Source organism: Mesorhizobium sp. M1004 (assembly GCF_040318795.1).
GTDB lineage: Bacteria > Pseudomonadota > Alphaproteobacteria > Rhizobiales > Rhizobiaceae > Mesorhizobium.
The window spans coordinates 164,071-190,185 of sequence record NZ_JAMYNB010000001.1; the positions used below are offsets into that span (position 1 = coordinate 164,071).

The 26,115-nt window shown below is 63.4% G+C and carries 30 protein-coding genes; 16 read left to right on the plus strand and 14 right to left on the minus strand.

The genetic code is table 11. The features are described from left to right. The 3 genes from NKH54_RS00795 to NKH54_RS00805 all read left to right on the plus strand — a co-directional run bounded on the left by NKH54_RS00795 (nucleotide 1) and on the right by NKH54_RS00805 (nucleotide 3,060). Nucleotides 1–1,671 carry a nitrite/sulfite reductase gene (locus NKH54_RS00795; RefSeq protein WP_353027567.1) on the plus strand — a complete coding sequence of 557 codons (1,671 nt, stop codon included), beginning with the start codon at nucleotides 1–3 and terminating at the stop codon, nucleotides 1,669–1,671. Then, entirely contained in the window at nucleotides 1,646–2,410 is a 765-nt protein-coding gene (locus tag NKH54_RS00800) for a phosphoadenylyl-sulfate reductase (RefSeq protein WP_353027568.1), read from the plus strand. The genes NKH54_RS00795 and NKH54_RS00800 overlap by 26 nt, the downstream gene beginning before the upstream one ends. Before the next feature lie 116 nt (nucleotides 2,411–2,526). Further along, nucleotides 2,527–3,060 (plus strand): DUF934 domain-containing protein, encoded by a 534-nt coding sequence (locus NKH54_RS00805; RefSeq protein ID WP_353027569.1) that lies wholly within the window; start codon nucleotides 2,527–2,529, stop codon nucleotides 3,058–3,060. A 316-nt stretch (nucleotides 3,061–3,376) separates the two neighbouring features. Here the strand turns inward: NKH54_RS00805 and NKH54_RS00810 are convergent, their stop codons facing one another. Both NKH54_RS00810 and NKH54_RS00815 read right to left on the minus strand, forming a co-directional pair. After that, complete coding sequence (locus NKH54_RS00810) at nucleotides 3,377–4,399, minus strand: fatty acid desaturase (protein WP_023691976.1); 1,023 nt, start codon at nucleotides 4,397–4,399, stop codon at nucleotides 3,377–3,379. Nucleotides 4,400–4,483: 84 nt separating this feature from the next. Continuing rightward, a complete protein-coding gene (locus NKH54_RS00815) occupies nucleotides 4,484–4,684 on the minus strand; it encodes a hypothetical protein (protein WP_023669766.1) in 201 nt (66 codons plus the stop codon). Between the two features lie 259 nt (nucleotides 4,685–4,943). On the opposite strand from NKH54_RS00815, the gene grpE reads away from it, so the two are divergent. Next, entirely contained in the window at nucleotides 4,944–5,573 is a 630-nt protein-coding gene (gene grpE, locus NKH54_RS00820; protein WP_023691975.1) for a nucleotide exchange factor GrpE, read from the plus strand. 131 nt (nucleotides 5,574–5,704) lie between these two features. Continuing rightward, nucleotides 5,705–6,337 (plus strand): trimeric intracellular cation channel family protein, encoded by a 633-nt coding sequence (locus NKH54_RS00825; protein ID WP_353027751.1) that lies wholly within the window; start codon nucleotides 5,705–5,707, stop codon nucleotides 6,335–6,337. Nucleotides 6,338–6,435: 98 nt separating this feature from the next. On the opposite strand, the gene olsB is transcribed toward NKH54_RS00825, so the two are convergent. From olsB to NKH54_RS00855, 6 genes are all read right to left on the minus strand, one after another. Further along, nucleotides 6,436–7,311: a l-ornithine N(alpha)-acyltransferase gene (gene olsB, locus NKH54_RS00830; protein WP_023683057.1), complete on the minus strand. Its 876-nt coding sequence runs from the start codon at nucleotides 7,309–7,311 to the stop codon at nucleotides 6,436–6,438. A gap of 174 nt (nucleotides 7,312–7,485) precedes the next feature. Next, the gene (locus tag NKH54_RS00835; RefSeq protein ID WP_353027570.1) at nucleotides 7,486–9,774 is read right to left on the minus strand and encodes a response regulator; all 2,289 of its coding nucleotides are present in this window, start codon (nucleotides 9,772–9,774) and stop codon (nucleotides 7,486–7,488) included. A 142-nt stretch (nucleotides 9,775–9,916) separates the two neighbouring features. After that, nucleotides 9,917–10,906: an acrylyl-CoA reductase (NADPH) gene (gene acuI, locus NKH54_RS00840; RefSeq protein ID WP_023686577.1), complete on the minus strand. Its 990-nt coding sequence runs from the start codon at nucleotides 10,904–10,906 to the stop codon at nucleotides 9,917–9,919. Between the two features lie 105 nt (nucleotides 10,907–11,011). Beyond that, nucleotides 11,012–11,500: a signal peptidase II gene (lspA, locus tag NKH54_RS00845; RefSeq protein ID WP_023669760.1), complete on the minus strand. Its 489-nt coding sequence runs from the start codon at nucleotides 11,498–11,500 to the stop codon at nucleotides 11,012–11,014. After that, nucleotides 11,497–12,354, minus strand: a complete 858-nt coding sequence (locus NKH54_RS00850; RefSeq protein ID WP_353027571.1) for a TrmH family RNA methyltransferase — start codon at nucleotides 12,352–12,354, stop codon at nucleotides 11,497–11,499. Before NKH54_RS00850 ends, lspA begins: the two co-directional genes overlap by 4 nt. Before the next feature lie 34 nt (nucleotides 12,355–12,388). Continuing rightward, complete coding sequence (locus NKH54_RS00855; protein WP_353027572.1) at nucleotides 12,389–13,471, minus strand: RsmD family RNA methyltransferase; 1,083 nt, start codon at nucleotides 13,469–13,471, stop codon at nucleotides 12,389–12,391. Between the two features lie 127 nt (nucleotides 13,472–13,598). On the opposite strand from NKH54_RS00855, the gene NKH54_RS00860 reads away from it, so the two are divergent. From NKH54_RS00860 to NKH54_RS00875, 4 genes are all read left to right on the plus strand, one after another. Beyond that, entirely contained in the window at nucleotides 13,599–14,297 is a 699-nt protein-coding gene (locus NKH54_RS00860) for a helix-turn-helix transcriptional regulator (RefSeq protein WP_023683063.1), read from the plus strand. A gap of 91 nt (nucleotides 14,298–14,388) precedes the next feature. Continuing rightward, nucleotides 14,389–14,799, plus strand: coding sequence for a VOC family protein (locus tag NKH54_RS00865; protein WP_023683064.1), 411 nt, complete (start codon nucleotides 14,389–14,391; stop codon nucleotides 14,797–14,799). After that, complete coding sequence (locus tag NKH54_RS00870) at nucleotides 14,796–15,227, plus strand: EVE domain-containing protein (protein WP_353027573.1); 432 nt, start codon at nucleotides 14,796–14,798, stop codon at nucleotides 15,225–15,227. Before NKH54_RS00865 ends, NKH54_RS00870 begins: the two co-directional genes overlap by 4 nt. Before the next feature lie 120 nt (nucleotides 15,228–15,347). Continuing rightward, complete coding sequence (locus NKH54_RS00875) at nucleotides 15,348–15,770, plus strand: VOC family protein (protein WP_023714120.1); 423 nt, start codon at nucleotides 15,348–15,350, stop codon at nucleotides 15,768–15,770. Here NKH54_RS00875 and lhpI read toward each other — a convergent pair. The 4 genes from lhpI to sppA form a co-directional block, all read right to left on the minus strand. Further along, nucleotides 15,760–16,725, minus strand: a complete 966-nt coding sequence (gene lhpI / locus NKH54_RS00880; protein ID WP_023714119.1) for a bifunctional Delta(1)-pyrroline-2-carboxylate/Delta(1)-piperideine-2-carboxylate reductase — start codon at nucleotides 16,723–16,725, stop codon at nucleotides 15,760–15,762. The genes NKH54_RS00875 and lhpI overlap by 11 nt on opposite strands. 31 nt (nucleotides 16,726–16,756) lie before the next feature. Further along, on the minus strand, nucleotides 16,757–17,101 hold the full coding sequence (locus tag NKH54_RS00885; protein ID WP_353027574.1) for a DUF1049 domain-containing protein: 345 nt from the start codon (nucleotides 17,099–17,101) through the stop codon (nucleotides 16,757–16,759). A 53-nt stretch (nucleotides 17,102–17,154) separates the two neighbouring features. After that, nucleotides 17,155–17,439, minus strand: coding sequence for an integration host factor subunit beta (locus tag NKH54_RS00890; protein ID WP_006200394.1), 285 nt, complete (start codon nucleotides 17,437–17,439; stop codon nucleotides 17,155–17,157). An 80-nt stretch (nucleotides 17,440–17,519) separates the two neighbouring features. After that, nucleotides 17,520–18,476, minus strand: coding sequence for a signal peptide peptidase SppA (gene sppA / locus NKH54_RS00895; protein ID WP_023698204.1), 957 nt, complete (start codon nucleotides 18,474–18,476; stop codon nucleotides 17,520–17,522). Between the two features lie 295 nt (nucleotides 18,477–18,771). Here sppA and lptC point away from each other — a divergent pair, with 295 nt between their 5' ends. From lptC to ptsN, 6 genes are all read left to right on the plus strand, one after another. Then, nucleotides 18,772–19,485, plus strand: a complete 714-nt coding sequence (lptC, locus tag NKH54_RS00900; protein ID WP_023669748.1) for an LPS export ABC transporter periplasmic protein LptC — start codon at nucleotides 18,772–18,774, stop codon at nucleotides 19,483–19,485. Beyond that, complete coding sequence (locus NKH54_RS00905) at nucleotides 19,472–20,056, plus strand: LptA/OstA family protein (protein ID WP_023683069.1); 585 nt, start codon at nucleotides 19,472–19,474, stop codon at nucleotides 20,054–20,056. The genes lptC and NKH54_RS00905 overlap by 14 nt, the downstream gene beginning before the upstream one ends. Then, nucleotides 20,053–20,871, plus strand: coding sequence for an LPS export ABC transporter ATP-binding protein (gene lptB, locus NKH54_RS00910; RefSeq protein WP_023669746.1), 819 nt, complete (start codon nucleotides 20,053–20,055; stop codon nucleotides 20,869–20,871). Before NKH54_RS00905 ends, lptB begins: the two co-directional genes overlap by 4 nt. A gap of 214 nt (nucleotides 20,872–21,085) precedes the next feature. Next, nucleotides 21,086–22,612: an RNA polymerase factor sigma-54 gene (gene rpoN, locus NKH54_RS00915; protein WP_023683070.1), complete on the plus strand. Its 1,527-nt coding sequence runs from the start codon at nucleotides 21,086–21,088 to the stop codon at nucleotides 22,610–22,612. 396 nt (nucleotides 22,613–23,008) lie between these two features. Next, a complete protein-coding gene (gene hpf / locus NKH54_RS00920) occupies nucleotides 23,009–23,593 on the plus strand; it encodes a ribosome hibernation-promoting factor, HPF/YfiA family (RefSeq protein ID WP_023751408.1) in 585 nt (194 codons plus the stop codon). 108 nt (nucleotides 23,594–23,701) lie between these two features. Beyond that, nucleotides 23,702–24,166: a PTS IIA-like nitrogen regulatory protein PtsN gene (gene ptsN / locus NKH54_RS00925; protein ID WP_023669743.1), complete on the plus strand. Its 465-nt coding sequence runs from the start codon at nucleotides 23,702–23,704 to the stop codon at nucleotides 24,164–24,166. Between the two features lie 71 nt (nucleotides 24,167–24,237). Here ptsN and NKH54_RS00930 read toward each other — a convergent pair whose 3' ends face one another. Both NKH54_RS00930 and NKH54_RS00935 read right to left on the minus strand, forming a co-directional pair. Then, on the minus strand, nucleotides 24,238–24,495 hold the full coding sequence (locus NKH54_RS00930) for a BQ00720 family protein (protein WP_023683072.1): 258 nt from the start codon (nucleotides 24,493–24,495) through the stop codon (nucleotides 24,238–24,240). Nucleotides 24,496–24,559: 64 nt separating this feature from the next. Next, the gene (locus NKH54_RS00935; RefSeq protein ID WP_023669741.1) at nucleotides 24,560–24,985 is read right to left on the minus strand and encodes an Hsp20 family protein; all 426 of its coding nucleotides are present in this window, start codon (nucleotides 24,983–24,985) and stop codon (nucleotides 24,560–24,562) included. 144 nt (nucleotides 24,986–25,129) lie between these two features. On the opposite strand from NKH54_RS00935, the gene NKH54_RS00940 reads away from it, so the two are divergent. Beyond that, nucleotides 25,130–26,071, plus strand: coding sequence for a nucleoside hydrolase (locus NKH54_RS00940; RefSeq protein WP_352839784.1), 942 nt, complete (start codon nucleotides 25,130–25,132; stop codon nucleotides 26,069–26,071). Nucleotides 26,072–26,115 lie beyond the last annotated feature (44 nt).

Sequence of the window (26,115 nt, forward strand, 5' to 3'; positions counted from 1 at the left end):
ATGTACCGCTACGATGAGTTCGACCACGATTTTGTCCAGGCCCGCGTCGCCGAGTTCAGCGACCAGGTCGAACGCCGGCTGTCCGGCGAGATCACCGAGGATCAGTTCCGGCCGCTGCGGCTGATGAACGGCGTCTACCTGCAGCTGCACGCCTACATGCTGCGCATCGCGGTGCCCTATGGCACGCTGAACAGCGCGCAACTGCGCATGCTCGGCCACATCGCGCGCAAATACGACAAGGGCTACGGCCACTTCACCACGCGCCAGAACATCCAGTTCAACTGGCCGGCGCTGTCCGACATTCCGGCGATCCTGGCCGATCTCGCCAGCGTCGAGATGCATGCCATCCAGACCAGCGGCAATTGCATCCGCAACGTCACCGCCGATCACTTTGCCGGCGCCGCCGCCGACGAGGTCGCTGATCCGCGCCCCTATGCCGAGATCCTGCGGCAATGGTCGTCTGTGCATCCGGAATTCTCGTTCCTGCCGCGCAAGTTCAAGATCGCGGTGACCGGGGCCGAGCGCGACCGCGCCGCCATCCAGACGCATGATATCGGTCTGCATCTGAAGAAGAACGCCGCCGGCGAGCTCGGCTTTGCCGTCTATGTCGGTGGCGGCCAGGGCCGCACGCCGATGGTGGCGCGCAAGATCCGCGACTTCCTGCCGGAAGCCGACCTGCTGTCCTACTGCACGGCGATCCTGCGCGTGTACAACCTCTATGGCCGCCGCGACAACAAGTACAAGGCGCGCATCAAGATCCTCGTCCACGAGACCGGCGTCGAGGAAATCACCCGGCAGGTCGAGGCCGAATGGCAGGAGCTGAAGGACGCCGAGCTGAAGCTGCCGGAAGCCGACATCCGTGCCATCGACGCCTATTTCGCGCCGCCGGCACTGACCGCCCGGCCGGAAGGCGACGCGGCGATCAAGCTGGCGCGGCTCGATTCCAAAAGCTTCTCGGATTGGCTCGACCAGAATGTCGTGACGCATCGCCATCCCGACTATGCCGCGGTGACGATTTCGCTGAAAGGTATCGGCGAAGTGCCGGGCGATGCCACCGACAGCCAGATGGAAGCGGTCGCCGACATCGCCGAGAAATACGCGTTCGACGAACTGCGCGTCAGCCATGAGCAGAACCTGATCCTGCCGCATGTGGCGCGCGCCGATTTGAAAGCGGTCTACGACGCTTTGGTCGACATTGGCCTCGCGACGGCCAATTCCAACCTGATCAGCGACATCATCGCGTGCCCTGGCCTCGATTATTGCGCGCTGGCGACAGCGCGCTCGATCCCGATCGCGCAGGAGATTTCGCTTCGCTTCGCCTCGCTGGAGCGGCAGCGCGAGATCGGCGAATTGAAGCTGAAGATTTCCGGCTGCATCAATGCCTGCGGACATCACCATGTCGGCCATATCGGTATCCTCGGCGTCGAGAAGAAAGGCTCCGAACTCTACCAGGTGACGCTTGGCGGATCGGCCGACGAGAACACCTCGGTTGGCGAAATCATCGGCCGCGGCTTCTCTTCGGAAGAGATCACGGACGCCATCGAGCAGATCGTCGACACCTATCTCGGCCTTCGGCTCGGTCCCAGTGAACGTTTTATCGACGCCTACCGCCGTGTCGGTCCCGGGCCGTTCAAGGAGGCGCTCTATGCTGGCGAAACCAAAGCCGCTTGACCGCATCGTCGACGTCGACGACAGCATCGCCGCCAAAGCGGCGGGCTTCGACGCGCTGTATGGACATCTGAGCCCGCTCGACATCATCGAACGCGCGGCGAGCGAATTGTTTCATGACGAGATCGCCGCCGTGTCGTCCTTCGGCGCGGATTCCGCCGTCCTGCTGCATATGATCGCCAAGGTCGACCGCACGCTGCCGGTCATCTTCCTGGACACCGGCAAGCATTTCGAAGAGACGCTGGGCTATCGCGATGCGCTGGTCGCCGATTTCGGGCTGACCAACATCAGGGTGATCAAGCCCGAAGACGCGGCGCTCGAGCGGGTCGATCCGACCGGCAATCTGCACCAGAGCAACACTGATGCCTGCTGCGACGTGCGCAAGGTCGAGCCGCTGGCGCGCGGCGTCGCCCCCTTCCGGGCCTGGCTGACCGGCCGCAAGCGCTTCCAGGCGGCGACGCGAGCCGCGCTGCCGGTGTTCGAGGCGGTCGGCCCGCGCGTACGCATCAATCCGCTGGCGCACTGGACGACAACCGATCAGGCCGACTACATGCGCGCGCATGCGCTGCGCGAAAATCCGCTGGTTGCGTACGGCTATCTGTCGATCGGCTGCTTCCCATGCACGCAGCCGGTGCAGCCGGGCGAAGATGCGCGCAGCGGACGCTGGGCCGGTCATGCCAAGACCGAGTGCGGCATCCATCTGTCGGGACTGGAAGTGTCGCTGACCGACGCATCCCTTTAAGCTATGGTGATATTCAGGTGAGGTTGGCCTGCAACGGCGGCTTCCGCCCGGAGGCCGCCGGTTTCGTGTGGACCGGCTTTCGCGGACTTCGATTTTGGGGCTTTTAGGAATTTTCGATGACTGAACCGACGACAGCGGAGACCCGCCTCTGGACCCGGACGGGTTTTCGGGAGGACGAGTGGACACATGCCGAAAGTGCGGATGCACTGGCGGGCAATGGCCGCTTCATCCTGCCGTTGCAGGCATTTCTCGGCCTCGATGCCGAAGTGCGGCGCTCGGCCAAGGAGCGGCTGGGCGTCGCATTGCTGCCGGGCGACCAGCTGGAAAAGATCGTGGATCTGCTCGACCAGCTGTCGCTGGTGGCGCTGGCCTTTCCGGCCTTCAGCGACGGCCGCTCGTTTTCCAAGGGCGAATTGCTGCGCAGCCGCTACGATTTCGAGGGCTCGGTCCGCGCCACGGGCCAGGTGCTCGTCGACCAGCTGCCGCATATGCTGCGCCTCGGCTTCGACGAGTTCGAGATCTCCAACCCGGTTCTGCTGAAGCGCCTCGAAGAAGGCCGCACAGGCGGGCTGGGCCTTTACTATCAGCCGACCGAAGCGTCGGAGCCGAAGGGGCCGAAATACTCCTGGCGGCGCGTTCGCAACAGCTGACGCAGCGGTAATTTCGCCTGTCTTTACAAAGACTGTGATCGGGCCTTCTCTTGGCTGTCCGGACGGAAATATCCGCCGGGCGCGAGGGAGGAACCGGCGCTCATCGGCGGCAACACCAATGCGCCGACCATCATGATCGCCGAAAGGCGGCAGACATGATCAGGGCTGCAAGATGATGCGCGACTAACGCAAGGCTGCCTGAGCCGGTTTTTGGGAGATGCCGCCGCGCCTTTGATGCGGCGGATTATTTCTTTGTCTTACGGAATTCCCAAGCGAAAGCCCGGGAAAACCGCATCACACTTTGCTGGGATTGCTTTCAGGCCAAGGCCCGCGCTTCGCGAAACGAGATCAGCTTGCGGCGATTCTCGTCCCATAGCGCCAGCTTTACGCAGCGCAGGCTGTCGAGAAGCGTGACGCGGCCGATGCCGCGCAATTCCGGATAGTCGCGCAGCACTTCCTGCAGCCGGTAGCCCGGCACCTTGGCGGAGAGATGGTGCACGTGATGGACACCGATATTGCCGGTGAACCAGTTCAGCACCGGCGGCAAATCATAATAGGACGAGCCGTGCAGGGCGGCACGCTGGAATTCCCACTCTTCGTCCTTCGCCCATTCCGTCTCCTCAAACTGGTGCTGGACGTAGAACAGCCAGATTCCGGCCGATCCGGCCAGGATCACGATCGGCAAATGGACGATCAGGAAAGCGCCGGGGCCGACCAGCCAGATAAGCAGCGCTGCCGCGACCGCGATGCCGAGATTGGTGGTCATCGACGACACCCAGGGCGTCAGGCCGCCGCGCATCATGCCGACCGGCAGCCTCTGCTCGAAGATGAACAGCCAGATCGGGCCAAGGCCGAACATCACCAGGGGATGGCGGTAGAGACGATAGGCAAGGCGTCCCCGCCAAGACAGCTGCCGGTATTCAGCAACCGTCAACGTCCTGATATCGCCCATGCCGCGCTCGTCAAGATTGCCGGCGCTGGCGTGATGGGTGGCGTGCGCGCGGCGCCAGCAATCGTAAGGGGTCAGCGTCAGCACGCCGAGCGCGCGGCCGATCCAGTCGTCGGCAGTGCGGTTGGCGAAGAAGGAGCCGTGGCCGCAATCGTGCTGGATCATGAAGATCCGCACCAGAAAACCGGCGGCGGGAAGGATCAGGATCAAGCCCCACCAGTGGCCATAGGAATAGGCTGCCGAAGACAGCGCCCACAGCGTAACGAAAGGAATAAGGGTGATGGCGAGTTCAAGAGTGCTGCGTCGCCGGTCGGGCTTCTTGTAGCGCGCCAGGATCTTCAACCAGGCGCGCTTGCTGTTGGCGGCCGTCTCGGGGGAAATCATGTTCATCAGGAAGCATAGGCGGGGCGTCCCGCTGCCGCAAGGAAAAGCTCACGCAAAATTACTGCGCGTAATTGTCGCGCGATAGCATCGCTATTGACGGCGTTGGCCGCCGGCCATGCTGGCTTCTATGCCGTCCAGCCGGTCGAGCAGGTCCCGGAAACGGGCGGGAATGTCGGCCTCGGTGCGGAAGGCCGGCAAGGTGCGCAAGAAGCGCGTCGTCGCCTCGGTGCCGAACTGGCGCCTGATGTCGGCGGCGAGCTCTTCGCTTCTGTTGCCAGTATTGCGGTCCATTGTCTCAAATCCTGTGTCGGTTTCAAAACTCCTCCAAGCTTTGAATGGTTCCCCATAGCGGGGTATTGGCAAGCAAAGGCTGCCGTTACGGTAAAGTTTGAATTAATTTTGAACGTCCTTGCGCCCCGCACCAAGTCCGACGGGCTGCCCGCAACATTGCCTGCTGTGGGGCGTCCTCCTGGGCTTGCCCCTTGATTTTTGGCCGCCAAACCTCGATATCGGGCGCAAATCCAAACCATTCGAATGACGGGAAATGGCGATGAGCGACCAGACAAAAGACGAACGCGCGCCCGAGGATATCGAAACGGCCGAGGCCGAGCGCACGCAAGGCGGCATCGACGGCGACTATGAAGCGCTGGTGCGGTTGCTGAAGGAAAACGAGGAGCTGAAGGACCGCGCGCTGCGCGTCGCAGCCGAGATGGAGAATCTGCGCCGCCGCACCGCCCGCGACGTGCATGATGCGCGCGCCTATGCGGTGGCCAATTTCGCCCGCGACATGCTGTCGGTGTCGGACAATCTGCGCCGCGCGCTCGATGCTATCCCCGCCGAGGCGAAAGCGGCCGGAGATGCCGGCTTCAAGGCGCTGATCGACGGCGTCGAGATCACCGAGCGCGCCATGCTGTCGACGCTGGAACGGCATGGGGTGAAGAAGCTCGAACCGGAAGGTGAGAAGTTCGACCCGAATTTCCACCAGGCGATGTTCGAAGTGCCCAATCCCGATGTGCCGGCCAACACCGTCGTCCAGGTCGTGCAGCCGGGCTATTCGATCGGCGAGCGCGTGCTGCGGCCGGCCATGGTCGGGGTCGCCAAGGGCGGCCCCAAGATCGCGGCCACCGAAGCGCCGGTCGAGCCGGGGCCGGTGAACGAGCAGGCCGAGAAGGATGCGTGAGTAGGGTAGGCAGTAGGGAATAGGGAATAGGGAATAGGGAATAGGGAATAGGGAATAGGCAGGCGTATCAATCGCGCGGCTTCGTGTTATTCATACTTTCCTTAATTCCCAATCCCTACTACCTCATGTCCCTGACACCCATCGACCTCCTCGACTATGCCGGCGTCGCCGTCTTTGCCGCGACCGGGGCGTTGGCGGCTTCGCGCAAGCAGCTCGACATTATCGGCTTCCTGTTTCTGGCCAGCGTCACCGGCATTGGCGGCGGCACGCTTCGCGACGTCATCCTCAACCTGCCCGTCTTTTGGGTCGCCGACTCCGGCTATGTGCTGGTTTGCGCGGCGGTTGCGGTGCTGGTCTTCTTCATCGCCCACCGCGTCGAATCCCGCTGGAAATGGCTGCTCTGGCTCGACGCCATCGGATTGGCGGCCTTTTCCGTAATGGGCGCGGCCAAGGGGCTGGCCATCACCGGCTCGCCGGTCGTCTCCGTTGTTATGGGCGTGTTGACCGCCACATTTGGCGGCATCCTGCGCGATCTGCTGGCCGGCGAGCCATCGGTGCTGCTCAGGCCCGAAATCTACGTCACCGCCGCACTCGCGGGCGCCGGCCTCTACACACTTGGCGATCTTGCCGGCCTGCCGCCGCTCGCCTCGGATATTGCCGGCTTCGTCGCGGCTTTCCTGGTGCGCGGCGGCGCGCTGAAATTCGGCTGGACCTTTCCGTCCTACAAGAGCCGCCCGGGACGGCGACCGGAGGATATTCCGTAGGGAGAGGGAATAGGGAATAGGGAATAGGGAATAGTCGGTAGTCAGAAATTCGCGGCAGCCTTCACTACTGCACTGCCTACTGCCTACTGCCTACTGCCTCACGCCGCAAAGCGCTGCGCTTCCCCGCCATAATAGTTGACGTAGCGGGCGCCGATTTCCTTGACCGGCATCACCACGAACACATCGACGGTGGAGAACTCACGGTCGATGACGCAGCCGTCGCCGATGCGGGCGCCGACGCGCAGATAGCCCTTGACCAGCGGCGGCATGGCCGCGATCGCCGCCTTGGCGTTGACTGCCTCGATCGGCATCAGATCCATCGAGCAATAGCGGCCGGAGACCGCCCGCACATCCCAGGCGGAGTTGGTCCGGCAGTGATGGGCAAGGTAGGTGAGCGCCTCGGCATGCGCAGCCGGCACCGTGCCAGGGAACGAGGCACAACCGGTCATCACGCCGATCTCATAGTGGTTGATGTAGGCCCAGATGCCTTGCCACAGCGCCTCGATGGTGCGCTTCGAGCGGTATTCCGGCAGCACGCAGGAGCGGCCGAGCTCAAGGAAGCGCTGGCCGGGATGGCGGGCGATCAGCTTGGTCAGTTCGAACTCGCCTTCGGAATAGAAGCCGCCGGCGGTCGCCGCAATCTCTTGCCGCAGCAGGCGGTAAGTGCCGACGATGCGGCGATGCTCGGGGCCGGAGATCGAAGTGTCGAGCACGAGGAGATGGTCGCACAGCGGGTCGAAGCGGTCGGCGTCGCGCCGGTCCTGCGCCTGGAACAGGTCCTTCCTGGCGCCAAGCTCGTCATAAAACACCCGGTAGCGCACTTCCTGCGCGGCGGCGATCTCGGCCTCATTGCGGGCAAGCCGCACTTCGAGATTGCCGATACGGCCCAGCGGTGCGCCTGTTGCGACGGCATCGGCGTTCCGCGCGGCGAGCAAAGCGCCGCCTGCGCTGGGCCGAGTGTCACATTCCGGCATAACTGTATGCACGAGTGATTCTCCTTCGAGCCATCCCTCTTGGCACGGGGATACGGTGTAGGTGCAACAGGATTGTGACAGTACCGTGATACGGCGCGACGGGCAATACTTCGTCGGCTGGCGAAAACCCTCATTCGGCTACCTACGTGACGCGAGGATTTCTCCAGCGTCGCTTCAGGCGGCCACCTGGCCCTCGACGGCATGGACCAGCGCGTCGGGATCGAGCGGCTTGGTGACGAAGCCGCTGGCGCCATGGGCGAGCACGGCGTGGCGGGTCTTTTCCTGGCTGTCGGCCGAAAGCACCATGATTGGCACCGGCGGCACAGCCATTTCCTCTTCGTGGCGGCGGATGGCGGCGATCGCGTCCAGCCCGTCCATCACCGGCATGTGCAAATCCATCAGCACCACATCGAAGCGATTTTTCAGCCCGGCTTCGGTCACCGCCTCGACCGCGGCCTTGCCATTGCCGACCACTTTCACGCGATGTCCCGCCTTCAAAAGCGTGGCGCGGGCAAGCATGGCGTTGATGTCGTTGTCTTCGGCGATCAGCACCGACAAACCTTGCTGGCGCCCGCCATGGGCACGAAGCGAGGACGCGCCGGTCTTTTCCGGCTTGGGCGGCGGCAAGGCAGGGGCATGACTGGTCAGCAGCACGCGCAGCAGGGTTTCGCCGCGCACCGGCCTCGCCAGGAAGGTGGCGTAGCCGCTGGTGCGGAATTCGCCAAGCATGCCGCGGTCGGTCGGCGCGATCAGCGTGATCGCCTCGCAATCGGCAAAGCCACTCTGGCGCAGGCGCTTGAGCAGTCTGCCGTCGCCGTCCTCCAGGGCCGCGTCGATCAACAGCACATCGCAATGTTCGGCGAAGGGCGTCGCCTGGGAAGCGGTTGCGGCGACGTCGACGGCGCCGCCATGGGCGCGGATGGTGCGGGCGATGGCGTCGGCCTCGACGGCGTTCTTCGACACGATCACGGCGCGCCGGCCGGCCAGGATGTTCTGCCGGTTCTGCGGTGCTTCGGTTGCTCCTGCGGCCGGGATCTCGAAGACGAATTCCGATCCCTCGCCAAGCCGGCTCGACACCGAAATGGCACCGCCCATGGCGGCGACCAGGCGCCTCGATATGGCCAGACCGAGGCCGGCGCCGCCATGGGTGCGGGTCGAGGTGCCGTCGGACTGTTCGAACTCCTCGAAGATGCGCTCCATATCCTCTTCGCGCAGGCCAGGGCCGGTGTCGGCGACGGTGAAGCAGATGCGGTCGCTGGTCTCGGTGCGGGCCCGTGCAACCGAAACCAGCACGCCGCCGGTGTCAGTGAACTTGATCGCATTGCCGATCAGGTTGAGCAGCACCTGCCTGACTCTTCCCGGATCGGCCATGATCATCTGTGGCACGTCGGGCTCGACATGACAGCCGAGGCCGATGTTCTTGGCGAAGGCTTTCGCCGCCATCAGTTCGATGATGTTGTCGGCGATTTCGCGCAGCGATGTCGGCTGCGGCTCCGGGTCGAAACGGCCGGCCTCTATCTTGGAATAGTCGAGCAAATCCTCGATGAGCGCCAAAAGGGCGCTGGCCGAGGTCGAGACAGCGCCGACATAGGTGCGCTGCTCGGGCGACAGATTGGTGTCAGCCAGAAGCTTGGCCATGCCCATGATGCCGTTCATCGGCGTGCGGATCTCATGGCTGACGGTGGCGAGGAAGCGCGACTTGGCCTGGCTGGCATATTCGGCGCGCTCGCGCGCGGTGATCAACGAGGATTCGGCGCGCTTGCGGGCGGTGATGTCACGGGCAATCGCCCGGTGCGAGACGGCGCCGCTATCCTTGTCGCGCACCGACAGTTCGATCCACGAGAACCAGCGCGGACCGTTCGGCGTGCGGATGGAGACGTCGGTGGAACTCAGGCATTCGTGATCCGAAAAGGCGGCGTCGGGAACGATACCGACATCGATGCCGAGGTCGGCCAGAGTCCTGCCGGCAAGGTCGCGCTGATCGGTTCCGACAAGGCCGGCGAAAACCATGTTGGCATAGACGATGTGGCCGTCGCGGTCGCGGTGGACGACGAGATCGCCGAGCGCATCGATCAGCCCGCGAAAACGCTCCTCGCTCTCCTGCATCTCCCACATGCGGTCGGCCAGCGTCTCGATCTCGGCGCGGCTGCGGGCGGCGGTTTCGTCGAGCAAGGCCGTCGCGCGGTGGACGGTGCGGCGGTTGCGCAGGTGCATGGCGACGCCGGCAAGGCCGGTCGCCAGCAGACCGAGGGTGATGAAGATCGGCGCGCCGGTGAGGTGAGACAGGCCCGCCAGCACGACGCTGGCGACGACCGTCAGGAACAGCAGGCCCTCGTGCGTGGCGCGCGGAAAATCCGGCGCCAGCGGCGGCGCGGCAACATGCTGCCGCTTGGGCGTCGCCGGGTTCGGCCCGTCGATGCTTTCGGCGCGGCTCTTCTCTTTCCTGGCGGACTCCGCGATCATGCGGAACTCCTTGCCAGATAGAGATTATGGAAAAGCGCGGCGGATCGTTCGAATTTTAGCGGTCATGCATTTTTGGCGGTTTTCCGCATCGCCTGATCTTTTCCGAAACCTGATTCCCTTTCGGGATCATGCTTCGGGAGCCTCACATATCGACAACCACGCGGCCCCTGATCTTGCCCTCGACGATGTCATGGGCGGCGGTGATGATGCCGTCGAAGCCGATGGTCGTCGACAGGCCGGGGAGCTTCTTGAGATCAAGATCGCTGCCGATGCGGCGCCAGGCTTCCAGCCGCACAGCCTTTGGCGCCATCACTGAATCGATGCCGAGCAGCGAGACGCCGCGCAGGATGAACGGGGCGACGCTCGACGGCAGATCCATGCCACCCGCCAGGCCGCAGGCGGCGACCGCGCCGCCATAGGCGGTCATCGACAGCACATTGGCCAGCGTGTGGCTGCCGACGGCATCGATGCCGCCGGCCCAGCGCTCCTTTGCCAGCGGCTTGGCCGGCTGGGAGAGTTCCTCGCGCGAAATCACTTCGGCGGCACCGAGGTCGATCAGATAGGAGCTTTCGGCGTTGCGGCCGGTCGAGGCGATGACGTGATAGCCAAGGCTGGACAGGATCGAGACCGCGACCGACCCAACGCCGCCGGCCGCACCCGTCACTACCACCGGGCCGCGATCCGGCAGGATGCCGTGCCGCTCCAGCGCCATGACGCTGAGCATGGCCGTATAGCCGGCGGTGCCGACCGCCATCGCATCGTGCGCGCTGATGCCGTCGGGCAACGGCACCAGCCAGTCGCCGTTGACGCGCGCGCGCCCGGCATAGGCGCCGAAATGCGTCTCGCCGACGCCCCAGCCATTGAGGATGACTTTGTCGCCCTTGCGCCAGTCGGCATGCGATGAGGAGAGGACGGTTCCGGCGAAATCAATGCCCGGCACCAGCGGCCAGCGGCGGATCACTGGCGCTTTCCCAGTGATGGCCAGCCCGTCCTTGTAGTTGACCGTCGTCGCCTCGACCGCGACAGTTACGTCGCCTTCCATCAGATCGGCTTCGCCGAAATCGACGATCTCGACCGATTGCTTCTTTTCGGCGTCGCGCGAAACGAGGATGGCTTTGAAGGTTTCAGGCATCTCTTCTCCTCGGCTTCGCAAAGGCTGGCGGTCGGCATTGGCTGGCTCTGGCCGAACTGTGCGGCGACCGTCCGGCGAGGTCAATTGGTCAAAAGAGTCGGGCCGTCAGGCTTCTGGGCCTTGCGGCTTGGCCTCGCGCCGCCAGCCGATGAACTCGTCGAAGACGACCAGCGCCGCGCCGACCGAAATGAAGGCATCGGCAAGGTTGAAGACGGCGAAGGACCATACCGGCGTGTGGAACAATATATAGTCGATGACGTGGCCGTAGACGGCGCGGTCGATCAGATTGCCGATCGCGCCGCCGATGATCAGGGCAAAGCCGATGCGGGCCAGCACATGGCCGGAGGGCGTGCGCGTCGCCAGATAAAGCACGAAGGCAACGACCACGACCGCGATGACGACCAGGCCGGTGTCGCCGAAGGACGAGAACATCGAGAAGGCGATGCCGGTATTGTAGGTGCGAAACAGCGCCAGGAATGGCACCAGGTCGAGCTTTTCCTGGAAGACGAGGCCGGTCTCGATCAGATGCTTTATCCACTGGTCGAGCGCGATTGCCACCACCACCAGCAGCGCATAGGGAGACCATGATTTCACGATGTGGCGTCCTCGGGGGCAAGTTTCAGCGCGCCGCGCCGGATCTCGAACAGCATGATTCCGGTGGCGACCGCCAAATTGAGTGAATCGGCGCGGCCGGCCTGCGGAATCCGCAGCAGCCGGTCGCAGCTTTCCGCCAGATTGTCGGGCAGGCCCTGCTGCTCATTGCCCATCATCAAGAGCACCGGTCCTCGGGAGAAATCGACCGAGCGGTAGTCGACCGCACCCTTCAGATGGGTGCCGACCACCAGGCCCGAGAAGCTGTTTCGCCAAGCCAGAAATGCTTCCGGCGTCGCCTTGGTCACCGGCACGGCGAAGATCGAGCCCATGGTGGCGCGCACGGTCTCGACAGAAAAAGGATCGGTAGTCTCGCCGACCAGGATGACGCCCTTGGCGCCGACGGCATCGACGGTGCGGATGACGGTGCCGAGATTGCCGGGATCGCGCACCCGGTCGAGCGCCACCCAGACGTCGCCGTCGTGAGCGCGGATGTCTCTTAGCGGCAGCAGTTTTTGCCGGAAGACGCCGACCACCATTTGCGGATTGTCACGGCGGGTGATGGCGACCAGCACTTTTTCGGACACTTCGAGCACGGTGCCGCCGGCGGCAACCGTGCGCGCCGCCACCTTTTCGATCGCCGCATTGCCGCGTCCGGCCTTGGCGAAAACCAGCGTCCTGATCGACCAGCCGAGGTCGAGGGCGTCGATGACCAGCTTCAGCCCTTCGGCCATGAAGGCGTTCTGCTGGTCGCGGAATTTCTTCTGGGCGAGCGCCTTGATGTCCTTGATCAGCGGATTGGCAAGGCTGGTGACGTCCTTGACCTGCCCGGGCGCGCCGATGTGCCGCTCATTCATTCGGGACTCCCGGGCATTCAGGTCTCCGGGGCATTCAGGCCACCCAGCGCGAAAACAGCGATGTCGACAGCGCCCGCCCGGCGGACTGCTCGCGGATGATCAGTTCGCCTGATTCAACCGTGCCGCCCATGCCGGCAAAGGTGTCGCGCATCAAGGCATGGATGGCGAAGAAGGAGGCGCGGATGGAATAGGCGGTCAGCACCACGGTGAGCGGTTTCGGCGTCAGGATCGCGCGGCAAAGATCGGTCAGGCCGGGCAGGTCCTCGAACAATTGCCAGACCTCGCCCTTGGGGCCGCGGCCATAGGCGGGCGGGTCGAACAGGATGATGTCGTAGCGGCTGCCGCGGCGCTCTTCGCGCTCGGCGAATTTCACAGCATCGTCGACGATCCAGCGGATCGGCTTGCTGCCGAGACCGGCCATTTCCTGGTTTTCGCGCGCCCAGCCGACCGCCTTCTTGGAGGCATCGACATGGGTGACCTCGGCGCCGGCACGGGCGGCCACCAGAGACGCGAGCCCGGTATAGCCGAACAGGTTCAGCACCTTGACCGGGCGCTTGGCCGCCACGATCTGGCTGGCCATATGGTCCCAGTGCGAAGCCTGCTCGGGGAAGACGCCGACATGGCGAAACGAGGTGAAGCGGCCGAGATAGTCGATGCCGTCATGCCTCATCGGCCAGGTCTCGCCCAGCGGCACCTTCGGAAAACGCCAGCGGCCGATGCCTTCTTCGTCGGTATCGCCGGTGAAGATGGCGTCGGCTCGGTCCCAGTCCCTGGCGGGCAAGGCCTTTTGCCAGATCGCCTGTCCCTCGGGCCGCACGATGCGGTAGGGGCCGTATTGTTCGAGCTTTTCGCCGGCGCCGCTGTCGAGCAGTGCATAATCCTGATTTGGCGCAACTTCGAGGATCACCGGCAGGCGCTCAGTGGGCAGGACGCCTTCGCGACGCGCCAGGATACGGGGGGCGGGCTTCGGATCAGACCGGTCGTCCGGTTTTGTTTCGTGGCGTGGCTGTCTGGCTTCGGGTCGGACTGGTACGGTGCCCGGCTGCGGCCGCGCGTGTTCGGTCCTGCGCTTTGCGGGCGGACGGTTGTCGCGGCGTTTGTCGCGAAAAGACTTCAAGCAGGAGCGTCTCCGGAGGCGGCAGGCCGCTTTTGACATAGGGTCACCGGCTGCGCAAACAAAATGGTCCAGCGTGCGAATGTCTGAGGTGGTGGACCTCGCTGAGGAAACAGGCAAATCTGGAATCATGTCCCGTTCCGAACGCCTGCTCGACTTGATCCAGATCCTGCGCCGGCATCGCCGGCCGGTGAGCGGTCGCACGCTTGCCGGCGAGATGGACGTTTCGATCCGAACGCTCTACCGCGACATTGCCACGCTGCAGGGGCAAGGCGCGCCGATCGAGGGCGAGGCTGGGCTGGGCTATGTGCTGAAACCCGGCTTCATGCTGCCGCCGCTGATGTTCACCGACGAGGAGATCGAGGCCATCGTTCTGGGATCGCGTTGGGTTGCCAGACAACCGGACAAGCGGCTGTCGGCCGCCGCCACCGACGCGCTGGCCAAGATCGCCGCTGTGCTGCCGGATGATCTGCGCGAGGACCTCGATGCGACCGCGCTTTTGGTCGGGCCGCACGGCGATGCTGTCGAAAGCATCGACCTTGGCCTGGTGCGCCAGGCGATCCGCAACGAGAGAAAACTCGGCTTTCTTTACCGCGACGCCGGCGGCGCCGCCTCCGAGCGCTTGATCTGGCCATTCGCGCTCGGCTTTTTCGACAAGGTGCGGGTGGTGGTGGCCTGGTGCGAGACGCGGCAGGATTTCAGACATTTTCGCGCCGACCGGATGTCGGGGCTCAACACCACGTATATCCGCTATCCGCGTCGTCGGCAGGCGCTGCTGAAGGAATGGCGCGCGACGCTGGACGCACCGAAGCGCCAGCCTGGCGCTTAATGCTCCTTTCCACGCGCCCACAAGACGCTGCTGCCAGAATCTGACAGTGGGGTCACCTATGCTCCTCCAATCGAAACCCTGGAGAGCAGACATGAACACCCCCAATTTCGTCATCCTTTATGTCGACAGCCCGGAGCGGAGCGGCGCCTTCTACGGTGCGCTGCTGGGACGCCAGCCGGTGGAGACGTCGCCGACCTTCGTGCTGTTCGTGCTCGACAATGGCTTCAAGCTCGGCCTGTGGTCGCGCCACACGGTGGAGCCGTCGGCCGCGGCCGCGGGCGGCGGTGCGGAGCTCGTCTTCGCGTTGGACCGGCCTGATGCGGTGGACGCCGCCTACACGGACTGGGCAGGACGCGGCTTGACCGTTCTGCAGACGCCGACCGACATGGACTTCGGCCGCACCTTCGTTGCGCTCGATCCCGACAAGCACCGGCTGCGCGTCTACTGGCTGAACGACGGAGAACAGGCCAATGGGGAACAGGCCAATGGAGAACAGAAATGAGTGCGCACTGGATCGCGGTCGCTTCCGCCGAACATGTCCGGCGCGGCCGCGAGGCCGGCTTCATGCAGGTCAACCACGGCAAGGCGGCACCTTTGCGCCGCATCAAGCCCGGCGACGGCATCATCTACTACTCGCCGACCACAATTCTGCGCGAGAAGGACGGCCTGCAGGCCTTCACGGCAATCGGCACCGTGCGCGAAGGCGAGCCTTATCAGGGCGACATGGGCGGTGGCTTCACGCCGTTCCGCAGGGATGTCGAATGGGCCAAGGCCGAGGAGGCGCCGATCAAGCCGCTGCTCCAGCAGCTCGACTTCACCGCGGGCAAATCGAACTGGGGTTATCAACTGCGCTTTGGCCTGTTCGAAATTACGGCGCATGATTTCGCGCTGATCGCCGAGGCGATGGGCGCTGCCATGAAGGCAGGCTGAAGCATCCAGCCGCCGGATCGGCAAGGCACCGTGACAAGGCTGCTGACACCAAGTTGTCAGCAGCCTTGTGCGACAAGCGATTGTCTTCAGATAGCGTCGCGCTTGCCCCAGGAGAATAAGATGGACTTCGTCTCGATCCGCATCATTACCGATCAGATCAAGCCCTTGGTGGCATTCTACGACACGATCACCGGGCTTACCGCAACCTGGTTCACAGACGATTTCGCCGAACTGGCAACGCCGTCCTGCACACTGGCGATCGGCAGCACCCGCACGCTGGCCCTGTTCGGAACTGATGTGGCGCAGCCGGCCGCCAATCGCTCAGCGATCATCGAGTTTCGCGTCGCCGATGTTGATGCTGAGTACAGCAGGCTGGCGAAAATTATCGGCGATTTCGTACAGACGCCGACGACGATGCCATGGGGTAACCGGTCGCTGCTGCTGCGCGATCCCGATGGCAATCTGGTGAACTTCTTCACCCCGGTCAGCGCGGAAGCGATCAGGAAGTTCGATCGCAGAACCGGCGCAGACGCTACTGCTTGAGCGCGTTGTAGACGGCAATGCCGGCGGCAAGGTCCTCAAGCGCGGCGCCGACCGACTTGAACAGCGTGACCTCAGTGGGGCTCTGCCGGCCCTGTTTTTCCCCGCGCGCCAGCTCATGCAGATCGGCGACGATCGCTTCCGGCTTCAGCACGCCGGAGGCGAGCGGCTGGACGATGTCGCCGGCTTCCTTGGTGGCGCCGGCGCGGGTGTCGACATAGACGCGGGCGCGCGCGATCGCGTCGTCGTCGCTCTCGCGCATGGTCGGCGTGAAGCCGCCGACCAGATCGACATGCGCGCCCGGCTTGAGCAGCGCACCCTTGACCAGCGGCGTCGTCGTGATCGTCGCCGATGAGACGATGTCGGCCTCGGCGAGTTCGGCGTCGAGATCGCTTGCGGCCTCTGCGTTGAAACCGTCCGCGCGCAAATCAGCCGCGACCTTTTCGGCATTGGCGGGCGTGCGGTTCCAGATGCGGATGGTCTTGATCGGCCGCACCGCGGAGTGCGCCTTGGCGAGGAACGGCGACAGCGCGCCGGCGCCGACCACCAGAAGCCGCGATGCGTCCTCGCAGGCGAGATAGGAGGCCGCCACCGCCGAGGCGCAAGCGGTGCGCCACTGTGTCAGCCGTTGGCCGTCGATCAGCGCTTCGGGCTCGCCGGTGGCGCCGTTGAGCAGGAGGTAGAGCCCCATCACCGCCGGTTTGCCGATGGCGTTGTTGTCGGGCGATACGGTGACGATCTTGACGCCGATATGACCCCCGACCGACGTGCCGGCCGCATGGAAGTCGGTCCACGCCGGCATCAAAAGCAGCGTGGATGTGGCACCGTCGGGCCGCTCGACCCCGTGATGATGGCGGACGGGTTGCACAGCACCCTCGCGGAAGGCCGCGCGCAATGTCTCGACCAGCCCGGGAAAGGTCAGCGCCTGGTCGACAGCGTCGGCCGAAATGGTCAGCATGCAAAACTCCGCGAAGATAAAAGCGCCGGCTTCAGGCCGTTGGCTTCGGCAGCGCCGGCCCGGTGGCCGCGCCCTGCTGCACGGCGGGTATACGGCTGACCGCCTGGCGCAAATTCTCGGCCTCGACGCCGCGCTGGCGCGCCAGCTTGCGGTAGCGGCCCTGCTTGACCCAGGTCGCCAGGCTGCCGACGACCATGCCGATGGCGAGCGCCACGAACAGGAAGATGAACATCGGCAAGGTCAGCGTCAGTTTCGGATTGCCGGGGTTGAACGGGTCGAGCGTGAAGGCGACCAGCTCGCGGTTGGCGACGGCCAGCGCAATCAGGATGACGGCGAGCGGCACGAAGACCACCATAAGTATGAAGCGGTTCAACATAGAGATTCCCTGGAGAAGGCAGGCCTCGAATAAGGCCGGCGCGTGGTCCGCGCCTACTTGCCGCCATTCAGCCTTTCACGCAATTCCTTGCCGGTCTTGAAGAACGGCACCCACTTCTCCTCGACCTCTACGGATTCGCCGGTGCGCGGGTTGCGGCCGGTGCGGGCAGGGCGATTCTTCACCGAAAAAGCGCCGAAGCCACGCAACTCGACCCGATTGCCTTCCGCCAGGGCATCGGTGATCTCGTCGAAGATCGCTCCCACGATGTTTTCGACGTCGCGCAGGAAAAGATGCGGGTTGCGCGTGGCAATGATCTGCACAAGCTCGGATTTGATCATCAGAAAGGTCCCCGTGAAAGCGCTGCGGTCAAATTATCAGGATGATTTTATTTGCTTTTTTACTCGCCCCAACCGGCAGATCAAGGGTGCCAGACGGAAACGAGACCGTCAAGAAACAAGCGATCCGCGCCAATTTCGTGAAGCACGTCGCTGCCGGCCTCCGACAGGCCGAGCGCGCTGCCGACGCTGCGCGCTATTGCTTTCGAGAACAGGAAGCCGCCACGCCGCTCGGTGTCCTTCCATTCCACCACCTTGAGCTTGGCGTCGACACCCTTGGTCGCCAGCCAGTCGATCGCCACGCTCTCGCCGCCGACAGCGTCGATCAGACCGTTGGCAAGGCCCTGGCGGCCGGTGAAGATCGAGCCGTCGGCAAGGGCCAGTGCCTGATCGCGGGTCATTTTGCGGCGCTCGGCGACGATGCCGACGAACCAGTCATAGCTGTCGAGGATGAGCTTGCGGACCATGGCTCGCTCGTCTTCATTGGTCGGCTTGAAGGGCGAGGGCGATGCCTTCAGCGGCGAGGATTTCACTTCCTCGAGCTTGATGCCGACCTTGTCCATCAGACCGCTGACATCGGGATACTGGATGAGCACACCGATCGAGCCGACGATCGACGTCTTGCGGGCAACGATATGGTCGCTGGCACTGGCGATCATGTAGCCGGCCGATGCGGCCAGCGTGCCGACCTCGGCCACCACCGGCTTGTCGGCGGCAAGCTTGCGCACCTCCTCGTAGATCGATTCGCCGCCGACCGTGGTGCCGCCGGGCGAATCGATCGCCAGGATGACGCCCTTGACCTGCGAGGATGTGCGGATGGTTTCCAGCCGCTTGATCAGTTCCTCGTCCTCGGTGATGGTGCCTTCGATCCTGACCTTGGCGATGTGGTCGACGGAAGAACCGCCGAGGTCGCCGCCATAGAACCAGCTTGCAAGCGCAATCACCCCAAGGGCCACGATGGCAATGGCGGCGCCGCGCCAGAAGGTCAGCTTGCGCCGCAAGCGGCGGCGGTCGATCAGGTCGTCGGCTCTCAGTGCCATGGTCTGCCTCACAGTCGGTGGGAAGCGATGCTTTTAAAGCAAGCGTCCGCGCCCGGCTACCTCTTCCTCAAGAGCCTGCGACGAAGCGACCTTCACGACGGAGGCATTTCAGGAAAAAATGACGCGGCGCGTTCGTTTCTGCTATGAAGTGACGAAATTGTGTCGCCTGAGTTCCGTCTGTAAAACAGCGGCCGTCACATTTTTGCGGTTTTCCTCCGCTTGTGCTTGCTTGCGGGGGCCGGCAACCCACCTATAGCAGGTGTTTTGGCGGACAAGGGTTTATTAGAAGTCAGTCATGCTTGCGCGATCGAACGAACCGACCAACGCCGATGCGGCCTTGGCGCCCACGGCGCCAGCGGGCACGCGTGGCGACGCCTTCGACCGCGCCCAGCGCCACTCGCGCCGCGTGCGCGTGCTTAAGTTTGCCGTGCCGGTGCTTGCCGCCGGGATCGCGGTTGCGTTTCCGGTCTATTCCTATCTGGCGGCGCCGATCAACATTTCGATACAGGCAGACGGCACCGCTTTCGCGGATGGCAAGCTGGTGATGGCCAATCCGAAGCTCAACGGCTTCACCAAGGACAAGCTGCCCTATTCGCTGACGGCCTTGCGCGCCATCCAGGATGTCGGCAAGCAGGACATCATCGAACTCGAAGGCATTCATGCCAAATTGCCGCTGACGGCCGACAATGTGGCGACCGTCGACGCCAAGCGCGGCATCTACAACAGAAACGCCAACACGATGGACATGACCAGCGACGTTACCGTCACAACCACCGACGGCGTCGCTGCCATCTTCAAATCGGTCTTCCTCGATATGGGCAAAGGCTCTATGAAGACAGGTGATGCGGTCGATGTCAGCCGTAACGGCTCGCGGATCACCGCGGGTTCAATGTCGGTCGAAGACAATGGCAAGGTCATCGTTTTCGAGAACAAGGTAAGCGTTCACATCGATCCGGCCACTATGAAGGCGGCAGAGGCAAAGAGCGGAGAAACGAATGCGTCCCAGTAATTCGGCACGGCTTGTCGCCGCAGCTTCGGCCTTGCTGTTGCTGGGTATGGCGCCGTCCTGGGCTCAGTCCAGCGCCAGCAGCCAGTCCGGGCTCAAACTGTCGGGCGACCAGCCGATCCAGATCGAGAGCGACAAACTTGAGGTCCGCCAGGCCGACAGCATGGCGCTGTTCAGCGGCAACGTCACCGTCACGCAAGGGCCAACGCTGCTCAAGGCCGGCAGCATGGAGGTCTACTACGTCAAGGACCCCAACGCCGCCAAAGGTGCTGCCGCCGGCGCTTCGGCGATGACCGGTTCGGCCAATATCGACCATCTGGTGGTCAAGAACAAAGTCTACATCAAGTCGAATGACCAGATCGCCACCGGCGACAACGCCACGTTCGACATGAAGACGCAGGTGCTAGTTCTGTCGGGCAAGGAGGTCGTCTTGTCCCAAGGACCCAACGTCCTCAAGGGCTGCAAGCTCACCGTGCAGATGAAAAGCGGCCTTGCTCAGGTCGATGGCTGCGGCGGGCGCGTCATCATGTCGATGACGCCGCCACCGAAATCCGAGGCCCCGAAGCCCGAATGACTGGCGTGTCTTCGCTGCTGACTCGCCTTCCGGGACGGGCGGCCAGTAAACTTGCAGCACCGGCCACAGTCACCGTTGATTCCTCGAAGTTCAAGGGCACCCTGATCGCCAAGGGTCTGACCAAGAGCTACAAGGGCCGCAAGGTGGTCAGCGGTGTCACCATCGGCGTGCGCGCCGGCGAGGCTGTCGGGCTGCTCGGGCCGAACGGCGCCGGCAAGACCACCTGTTTCTACATGGTCACCGGCTTGGTGCCGGTCGATGAGGGCACGATCGAGATCGACGGTTTCGACGTCACCTCGATGCCGATGTACCGCCGCGCCCGCCTCGGCATCGGCTATTTGCCGCAGGAAGCCTCGATCTTCCGCGGCCTGAATGTCGAGCAGAACATCCGCGCCGTGCTCGAAGTGGTTGAGAAGGACCGCAAGGTGCGCGAGCGCAATCTCGACGAACTGCTCGAGGAATTTCACATCAGCCATCTGCGGAAGTCGCCGTCCATGTCGCTGTCGGGTGGCGAGCGGCGGCGTCTTGAGATCGCCCGAGCTTTGGCGACGCGCCCGGCCTACATGCTGCTCGACGAGCCGTTCGCCGGCATCGACCCGATTGCCGTCGCCGACATCCAGCAGCTGGTTCGTCATCTAACGGCGCGCGGCATCGGCGTGCTGATTACCGACCACAATGTGCGCGAAACGCTCGGCCTCATCGACCGCGCCTACATCATCCATGCCGGCCAGGTGCTGACTCATGGCCGTGCCGACGAGGTGGTGGCGAACCCCGATGTGCGCCGGCTCTACCTCGGCGAAGGTTTCACGCTCTGAGCGTGAAATTTGTTTCCTGACGTGATTTTTGCCGCCCCGCCGGGCTTTTTTCTCCGATTTTGCGTGAGATAATGCTTCGGTAGGGGCCTTTTGCCATCGTTCGCCTTGACAAGCAAAAGCCGGGCCAGTTTCTATGGAAGGTCGGAAAAATTCATTTTCCGGCAGCTTCTGATGTGTAGGCTTCCGGGTGCAGAAGGGCGTTTGAAACCGAACCATGGCGTTGGCGGCGAAACTACAGCTACGACAATCCCAGTCGCTGGTGATGACGCCGCAGCTGATGCAGTCGATCAGGCTGTTGCAGCTCACCCATGTCGAGCTCGACCACTTCATCGACGACGAGATCGAGCGCAATCCGCTGCTGGAGCGCGCCGAGCCCCAGGATGACGCCGCAAGCGACCAGGTGCAGAAGGGCGATGCCGCTCCTGAGCCTGCCGCCGATGGCGACTGGTTCGAAAACGAGACGGCGTGGAGCGCCGAAGCGATCTCCGACAAGCTCGACAGCTCGCTGGAAAATCTGTTCCCCGACGATCCCGGCACCAGCGAGCGGCTCGGCCCGGACCTGACGGCGCAGTGGAAGTCGGCCACCGGCAATAGTTCGTCCGGTTCTTCCGAAGGCTTCGACGTCGGCGACATGGCAGCCGCAGCGATCACGCTGCGCCAGCATGTTGGCGAGCAGATCGCGCTTGCCTTTGCCGATCCGGCCGCAAGGCTGATCGCAGCCGAACTGGCCGACGGCCTGGACGAGGCCGGCTATCTGCGCGCCGATCCCGCCGAGATCGCCAAACGGCTCGGCGCCGATCAGGCGATGGTGGCCAATGTGCTGGCAGCCTGCCACACATTCGAGCCGGTCGGCCTGTTTGCGCGCGACCTTGCCGAATGCCTGTCGCTGCAGCTTGCCATGCGCGATCGTCTCGATCCGGCGATGAAGACGCTGATCGGCAACCTAGAACTCCTGGCGCGGCGCGATTTCCAGACGCTGAAGCGGCTTTGCGGGGTCGACGAGGAGGATCTCCTCGACATGCTGGCCGAAATCCGCGCGCTCGACCCGCGCCCGGGCATGGCGTTTTCGGGCGGCGCCAGCGACGCCATCGTCGCCGATGTCGAAGTCCGCGCCGCCAATGACGGCAGCTGGACGGTCGAGCTCAATGCCGAGACGCTGCCGCGCGTGCTTGTCGATCACATCTATTTCGCCCAGGTCTCGCCGCATGCGAAGAATCAGGCGGAGAAGGATTTCCTGGCCGAATGCCTGCAGAATGCCAACTGGCTGACGCGCAGTCTCGACCAGCGGGCAAAGACGATCCTGAAAGTGGCGTCGGAAATCGTGCGCCAGCAGGACGCTTTTCTCGTCCATGGCGTGCGTCAGCTCAGGCCGCTCAACCTGCGCACGGTGGCCGATGCCATCGGCATGCATGAATCGACCGTCAGCCGGGTGACGGCCAACAAATACATGCTGACGCCGCGTGGCGTGTTCGAGCTGCGTTATTTCTTCACGGCTTCGATCGCGGCGTCGGGCGGCGGTGATGCGCATTCCTCGGAAGCGGTGCGCGACCGCATCAAGCAGCTGATCGACGAGGAAAAGCCCGCCGATGTGCTGTCCGATGACGCAATCGTCGATATGTTGAAGGAAAGCGGCGTCGATATTGCCCGGCGCACGGTGGCCAAGTACCGGGAGGGTATGAATATTCCCTCGTCGGTGCAGCGGCGGCGTGAAAAGCGCGCTCTGGCGAGCGCGGGGCGCTAGGCTGCTTGCCCGGCAAGGCTTTTGCTATGGCTGGATTCCACAACTTTCCGACCTTAAAGCGCATCGCGCTGAAACGGATTCATACGACACGCTTTAAGTCTTTGTTTTGATGCATGTCGTTGTCCCAGAACCGCAGCGCACTTCTGGGCGACATGCATTAATTGACAAGCTGCAATGAAGTGTCTAGAAGCCCGCCCGCATGAGACGGGCTCGCGGCCCGCATGCGGATGGTCCGTCACGATGAAGGCCACGGGACGGCCAAGAAGGCGGATTGTGATCAACCGGAAAGTTCGGATCTAAAATCGGCGCGAGTTGACGCCGCAAAGCTTGTGCGCACGGATCACGAGTATAAACTCTGGCCAGTTTGAAGCCTGAGCAAGGAAGGTCAGTTTTCAGATGAAATTGCGCATATCGGGTAAACACATGGATATCGGCGATGCGTTGCGTACGCGCATTACCGATCGTGTCGGCGAGGCGATTGGAAAATATTTCGATCGCGGTTTTTCAGGGCACGTCACGGTCATCAAATCGGGGTCGCGTTACTCGGCCGATTGCATGATCAGGCTGGATTCCGGCGCTTCGCTGCAGGCAACCGGCGATTCCCAGGATCCGACACTTGCCTTCGAGGCGGCCGCGGACCGCCTCGAAACCAGGCTGCGGCGCTACAAACGCCGTCTGAAATCGCACAATTCAGGCAATGGAAATGGCGAAATCACCGACATCGCCTATACGGTAATGGCGCCGCTGACTGATGACGATGAGGACATTCCGGAGGACTACGCCCCGGCCATCGTCGCCGAATCAACCATGACGCTGCAGACCATGTCGGTCGCGTCGGCGGTCATCGAACTCGACACCAAGGACAGCCCGGTTTTCGTCTTCCGCAACGCCGGAAACGACCACCTCAACATCGTCTATCGGCGGCCGGACGGAAATATCGGCTGGATCGACCCGTCGACGACCAAAGTCGCACAGGCGTGACGACAACGACAATGGTCGCACAGGTGACGACAATGGTCGCACAGAGATGATAGCCAGCCGCGCGAGGGGCGAGGACTGGTGACGGCAGGCGAATAAGGGATTTCAAATATGGATCTGAGCGATCTTCTCAACGTTCCGGCGATCTTGCCGGCGTTGAAGGCGAACTCCAAAAAGCAGCTTCTGCAGTTGCTGTCCGAGAGAGCGGCGGCGATTTCCGGCATTCCGGAGCGCGAAGTGTTCGACACTATCCTGCAGCGCGAACGGCTGGGCTCCACCGGCGTCGGCAACGGCATCGCCATTCCGCACGGCAAGCTCGCCGGGGTGAAGCGCATCGCCGGCGTCTTTGCCCGGCTGGAGACGCCGGTCGATTTCGAGGCCCTGGATGACCAGCCGGTCGATCTGGTGTTTTTGCTGCTGGCCCCGGAAGGCGCCGGCGCCGATCACCTCAAGGCACTGTCGCGCATCGCCAGGGTTTTGCGCGACGCCGACACGGTGGCCAAGATCAGGGGTACGCGCGACGCGGTCGCCATCCACGCGCTGCTTTCGGACACGCAGGCCTCGCACGCCGCCTGAAGTTCTTCGGATTTAAGTCTTCCAGGGGCCGCCGAAGGCGGCCCTCTCCATTTCAACCGCCAGCAGTCGCCTTAGTGAATGGCGACAGTGGTCAGGTCGTTTTCCATGGCGCCGGCCAAAGCCCGGTCTTTCGCATCCGAAAGCAGGATCGGCTGGCCGTTGGCGGCAAACAGGGCCCACAGGACCATGCCGGGCGCGATTTCGCCCAGATTGGGGAAGCGGCCGAGCAGCTCGTCGCTCGAGACCTTGCGGAGGTAAGCGACCGAGCCTTCGCCGAGATGGGCGAATTCGCCGCTGGTCATGGTGATGGTTTCGTCAGTTCTGGTCATTTCAAGCCTCCTTGGCGCGAGGACGCCGCTCAAGGCCATCCCGCATGAGAGCCATCGGTAAAGATCAGTCTTTCACCGATATATTTATTTTCCGTACCAGCCGTTCGGTATCCGGCCGATCGAGATCGATCGACAAAAGGCCGTTCTTCAGTTCCGCTGCGATCACCCGCATGCCGTCGGCCAGCACGAAACAGCGCTGGAATTGGCGCGCGGCGATGCCGCGGTGGAGGAATTCGCGCTCGGTGTCGTCGGTTTGACGGCCGCGCACGACCAACTGGTTTTCCTCCGTGGTGACATCGAGATCGCTTTCGGCGAAACCCGCGACAGCCAGCGTAATGCGCAGCCTTTCGGCCTTGCCGTCAGCACCGCTGAGGCGCTCGATGTTGTAGGGAGGATAACTGTCACCGGATTTCGCCAGTCGTTCCAGGGTCTTTTCCATGGCATCGAAACCAAGGAGAAGCGGGCTGGAGAAGGGCGTCATTCGGCTCATGTTACACTGTCCTCTTTGGAGCGACATAAACTGGAAAAACCCGGATGGCATTTTTCCCGATGGTCTTGATATGGTCCGCGCCGCGGCCAAGTTCAAGCCGCCGAACACCCCCGCCAGAAAGACTCCCCCGCATAAGGAAATGAAATGCCCCAGACCCGCAAGATCATCATCGACACGGATCCCGGCCAGGACGATGCCGTCGCCATATTGCTGGCGCTGGGCAGCGCCGAGCTGGAGATCGTCGGCATCTCTGCTGTTGCCGGCAACGTGCCGCTGAAATTGACCGAAAAGAACGCCAGGAAAATCTGCGAACTGGCCGGACGGCCCGATATCAAGGTCTATGCAGGCGCCATCCGCCCGTTGGCGCGCGAACTGGTCACCGCCGAGGAAGTGCATGGCAAGACCGGCCTCAACGGCCCGCAACTGCCCGATCCGAAGATGAAGCTGCAGGGCCAATATGCGGTCGACTTCATCGTCGAGACGCTGATGAGGGAAGAGGCCGGCACGATCACGCTGTGCGCGCTCGGCCCGCTCACCAATGTCGCGCTGGCGCTGATCCGTGAGCCGAAGATCGCGCCGCGCATCAAGGAAATCGTACTGATGGGCGGCGGTTTCTTCGAAGGCGGCAATGTCACGCCGACCGCAGAATTCAACATCTATGTCGATCCGCAGGCCGCCGACCTGGTGTTCAAATCCGGCATTCCGATCGTCATGATGCCGCTCGACGTCACCCACAAGGCGCTGACCACGGCCAAGCGCACGCAGGCCATCCGCCAGCTCGGCACCCGGGTCGGCACCGCGACGGCCGAGATGCTGGAGTTCTTCGAGCGCTTCGACGAGGAGAAATACGGCACCGACGGCGGCCCGCTGCACGACCCCTGCGTCATCGCGTATCTGTTGAAGCCGGAGCTGTTCAAGGGCCGCAACTGCAACGTCACCGTCGAAACCACCTCCGAACTCACCATGGGCATGACCGTGATCGACTGGTGGGGCGTGACCAAGCGGCCGAAGAACGCCATGGTGATGCGCGACATCGACCATGACGCGTTCTTTGCGCTGCTGGTGGAGAGGTTGGCTCGGCTTTAGCTCTGTCTTTCCTTTCTCGCCATTGTGGGTTCCGAAGGGACGGG

Coding starts and splice junctions, on each gene's coding strand:
- NKH54_RS00795 (WP_353027567.1), top strand. CDS start 1: ATGTACCGCTACGATGAGTTCGACCACGATTTTGTCCAGGCCCGCGTC.
- NKH54_RS00800 (WP_353027568.1), top strand. CDS start 1,646: ATGCTGGCGAAACCAAAGCCGCTTGACCGCATCGTCGACGTCGACGAC.
- NKH54_RS00805 (WP_353027569.1), top strand. CDS start 2,527: ATGACTGAACCGACGACAGCGGAGACCCGCCTCTGGACCCGGACGGGT.
- NKH54_RS00810 (WP_023691976.1), bottom strand. CDS start 4,399: ATGAACATGATTTCCCCCGAGACGGCCGCCAACAGCAAGCGCGCCTGG.
- NKH54_RS00815 (WP_023669766.1), bottom strand. CDS start 4,684: ATGGACCGCAATACTGGCAACAGAAGCGAAGAGCTCGCCGCCGACATC.
- grpE (WP_023691975.1), top strand. CDS start 4,944: ATGAGCGACCAGACAAAAGACGAACGCGCGCCCGAGGATATCGAAACG.
- olsB (WP_023683057.1), bottom strand. CDS start 7,311: ATGCCGGAATGTGACACTCGGCCCAGCGCAGGCGGCGCTTTGCTCGCC.
- NKH54_RS00835 (WP_353027570.1), bottom strand. CDS start 9,774: ATGATCGCGGAGTCCGCCAGGAAAGAGAAGAGCCGCGCCGAAAGCATC.
- acuI (WP_023686577.1), bottom strand. CDS start 10,906: ATGCCTGAAACCTTCAAAGCCATCCTCGTTTCGCGCGACGCCGAAAAG.
- NKH54_RS00850 (WP_353027571.1), bottom strand. CDS start 12,354: ATGAATGAGCGGCACATCGGCGCGCCCGGGCAGGTCAAGGACGTCACC.
- NKH54_RS00860 (WP_023683063.1), top strand. CDS start 13,599: ATGTCCCGTTCCGAACGCCTGCTCGACTTGATCCAGATCCTGCGCCGG.
- NKH54_RS00865 (WP_023683064.1), top strand. CDS start 14,389: ATGAACACCCCCAATTTCGTCATCCTTTATGTCGACAGCCCGGAGCGG.
- NKH54_RS00870 (WP_353027573.1), top strand. CDS start 14,796: ATGAGTGCGCACTGGATCGCGGTCGCTTCCGCCGAACATGTCCGGCGC.
- NKH54_RS00875 (WP_023714120.1), top strand. CDS start 15,348: ATGGACTTCGTCTCGATCCGCATCATTACCGATCAGATCAAGCCCTTG.
- lhpI (WP_023714119.1), bottom strand. CDS start 16,725: ATGCTGACCATTTCGGCCGACGCTGTCGACCAGGCGCTGACCTTTCCC.
- NKH54_RS00885 (WP_353027574.1), bottom strand. CDS start 17,101: ATGTTGAACCGCTTCATACTTATGGTGGTCTTCGTGCCGCTCGCCGTC.
- NKH54_RS00890 (WP_006200394.1), bottom strand. CDS start 17,439: ATGATCAAATCCGAGCTTGTGCAGATCATTGCCACGCGCAACCCGCAT.
- sppA (WP_023698204.1), bottom strand. CDS start 18,476: ATGGCACTGAGAGCCGACGACCTGATCGACCGCCGCCGCTTGCGGCGC.
- lptC (WP_023669748.1), top strand. CDS start 18,772: ATGCTTGCGCGATCGAACGAACCGACCAACGCCGATGCGGCCTTGGCG.
- NKH54_RS00905 (WP_023683069.1), top strand. CDS start 19,472: ATGCGTCCCAGTAATTCGGCACGGCTTGTCGCCGCAGCTTCGGCCTTG.
- lptB (WP_023669746.1), top strand. CDS start 20,053: ATGACTGGCGTGTCTTCGCTGCTGACTCGCCTTCCGGGACGGGCGGCC.
- rpoN (WP_023683070.1), top strand. CDS start 21,086: ATGGCGTTGGCGGCGAAACTACAGCTACGACAATCCCAGTCGCTGGTG.
- hpf (WP_023751408.1), top strand. CDS start 23,009: ATGAAATTGCGCATATCGGGTAAACACATGGATATCGGCGATGCGTTG.
- ptsN (WP_023669743.1), top strand. CDS start 23,702: ATGGATCTGAGCGATCTTCTCAACGTTCCGGCGATCTTGCCGGCGTTG.
- NKH54_RS00930 (WP_023683072.1), bottom strand. CDS start 24,495: ATGACCAGAACTGACGAAACCATCACCATGACCAGCGGCGAATTCGCC.
- NKH54_RS00935 (WP_023669741.1), bottom strand. CDS start 24,985: ATGAGCCGAATGACGCCCTTCTCCAGCCCGCTTCTCCTTGGTTTCGAT.
- NKH54_RS00940 (WP_352839784.1), top strand. CDS start 25,130: ATGCCCCAGACCCGCAAGATCATCATCGACACGGATCCCGGCCAGGAC.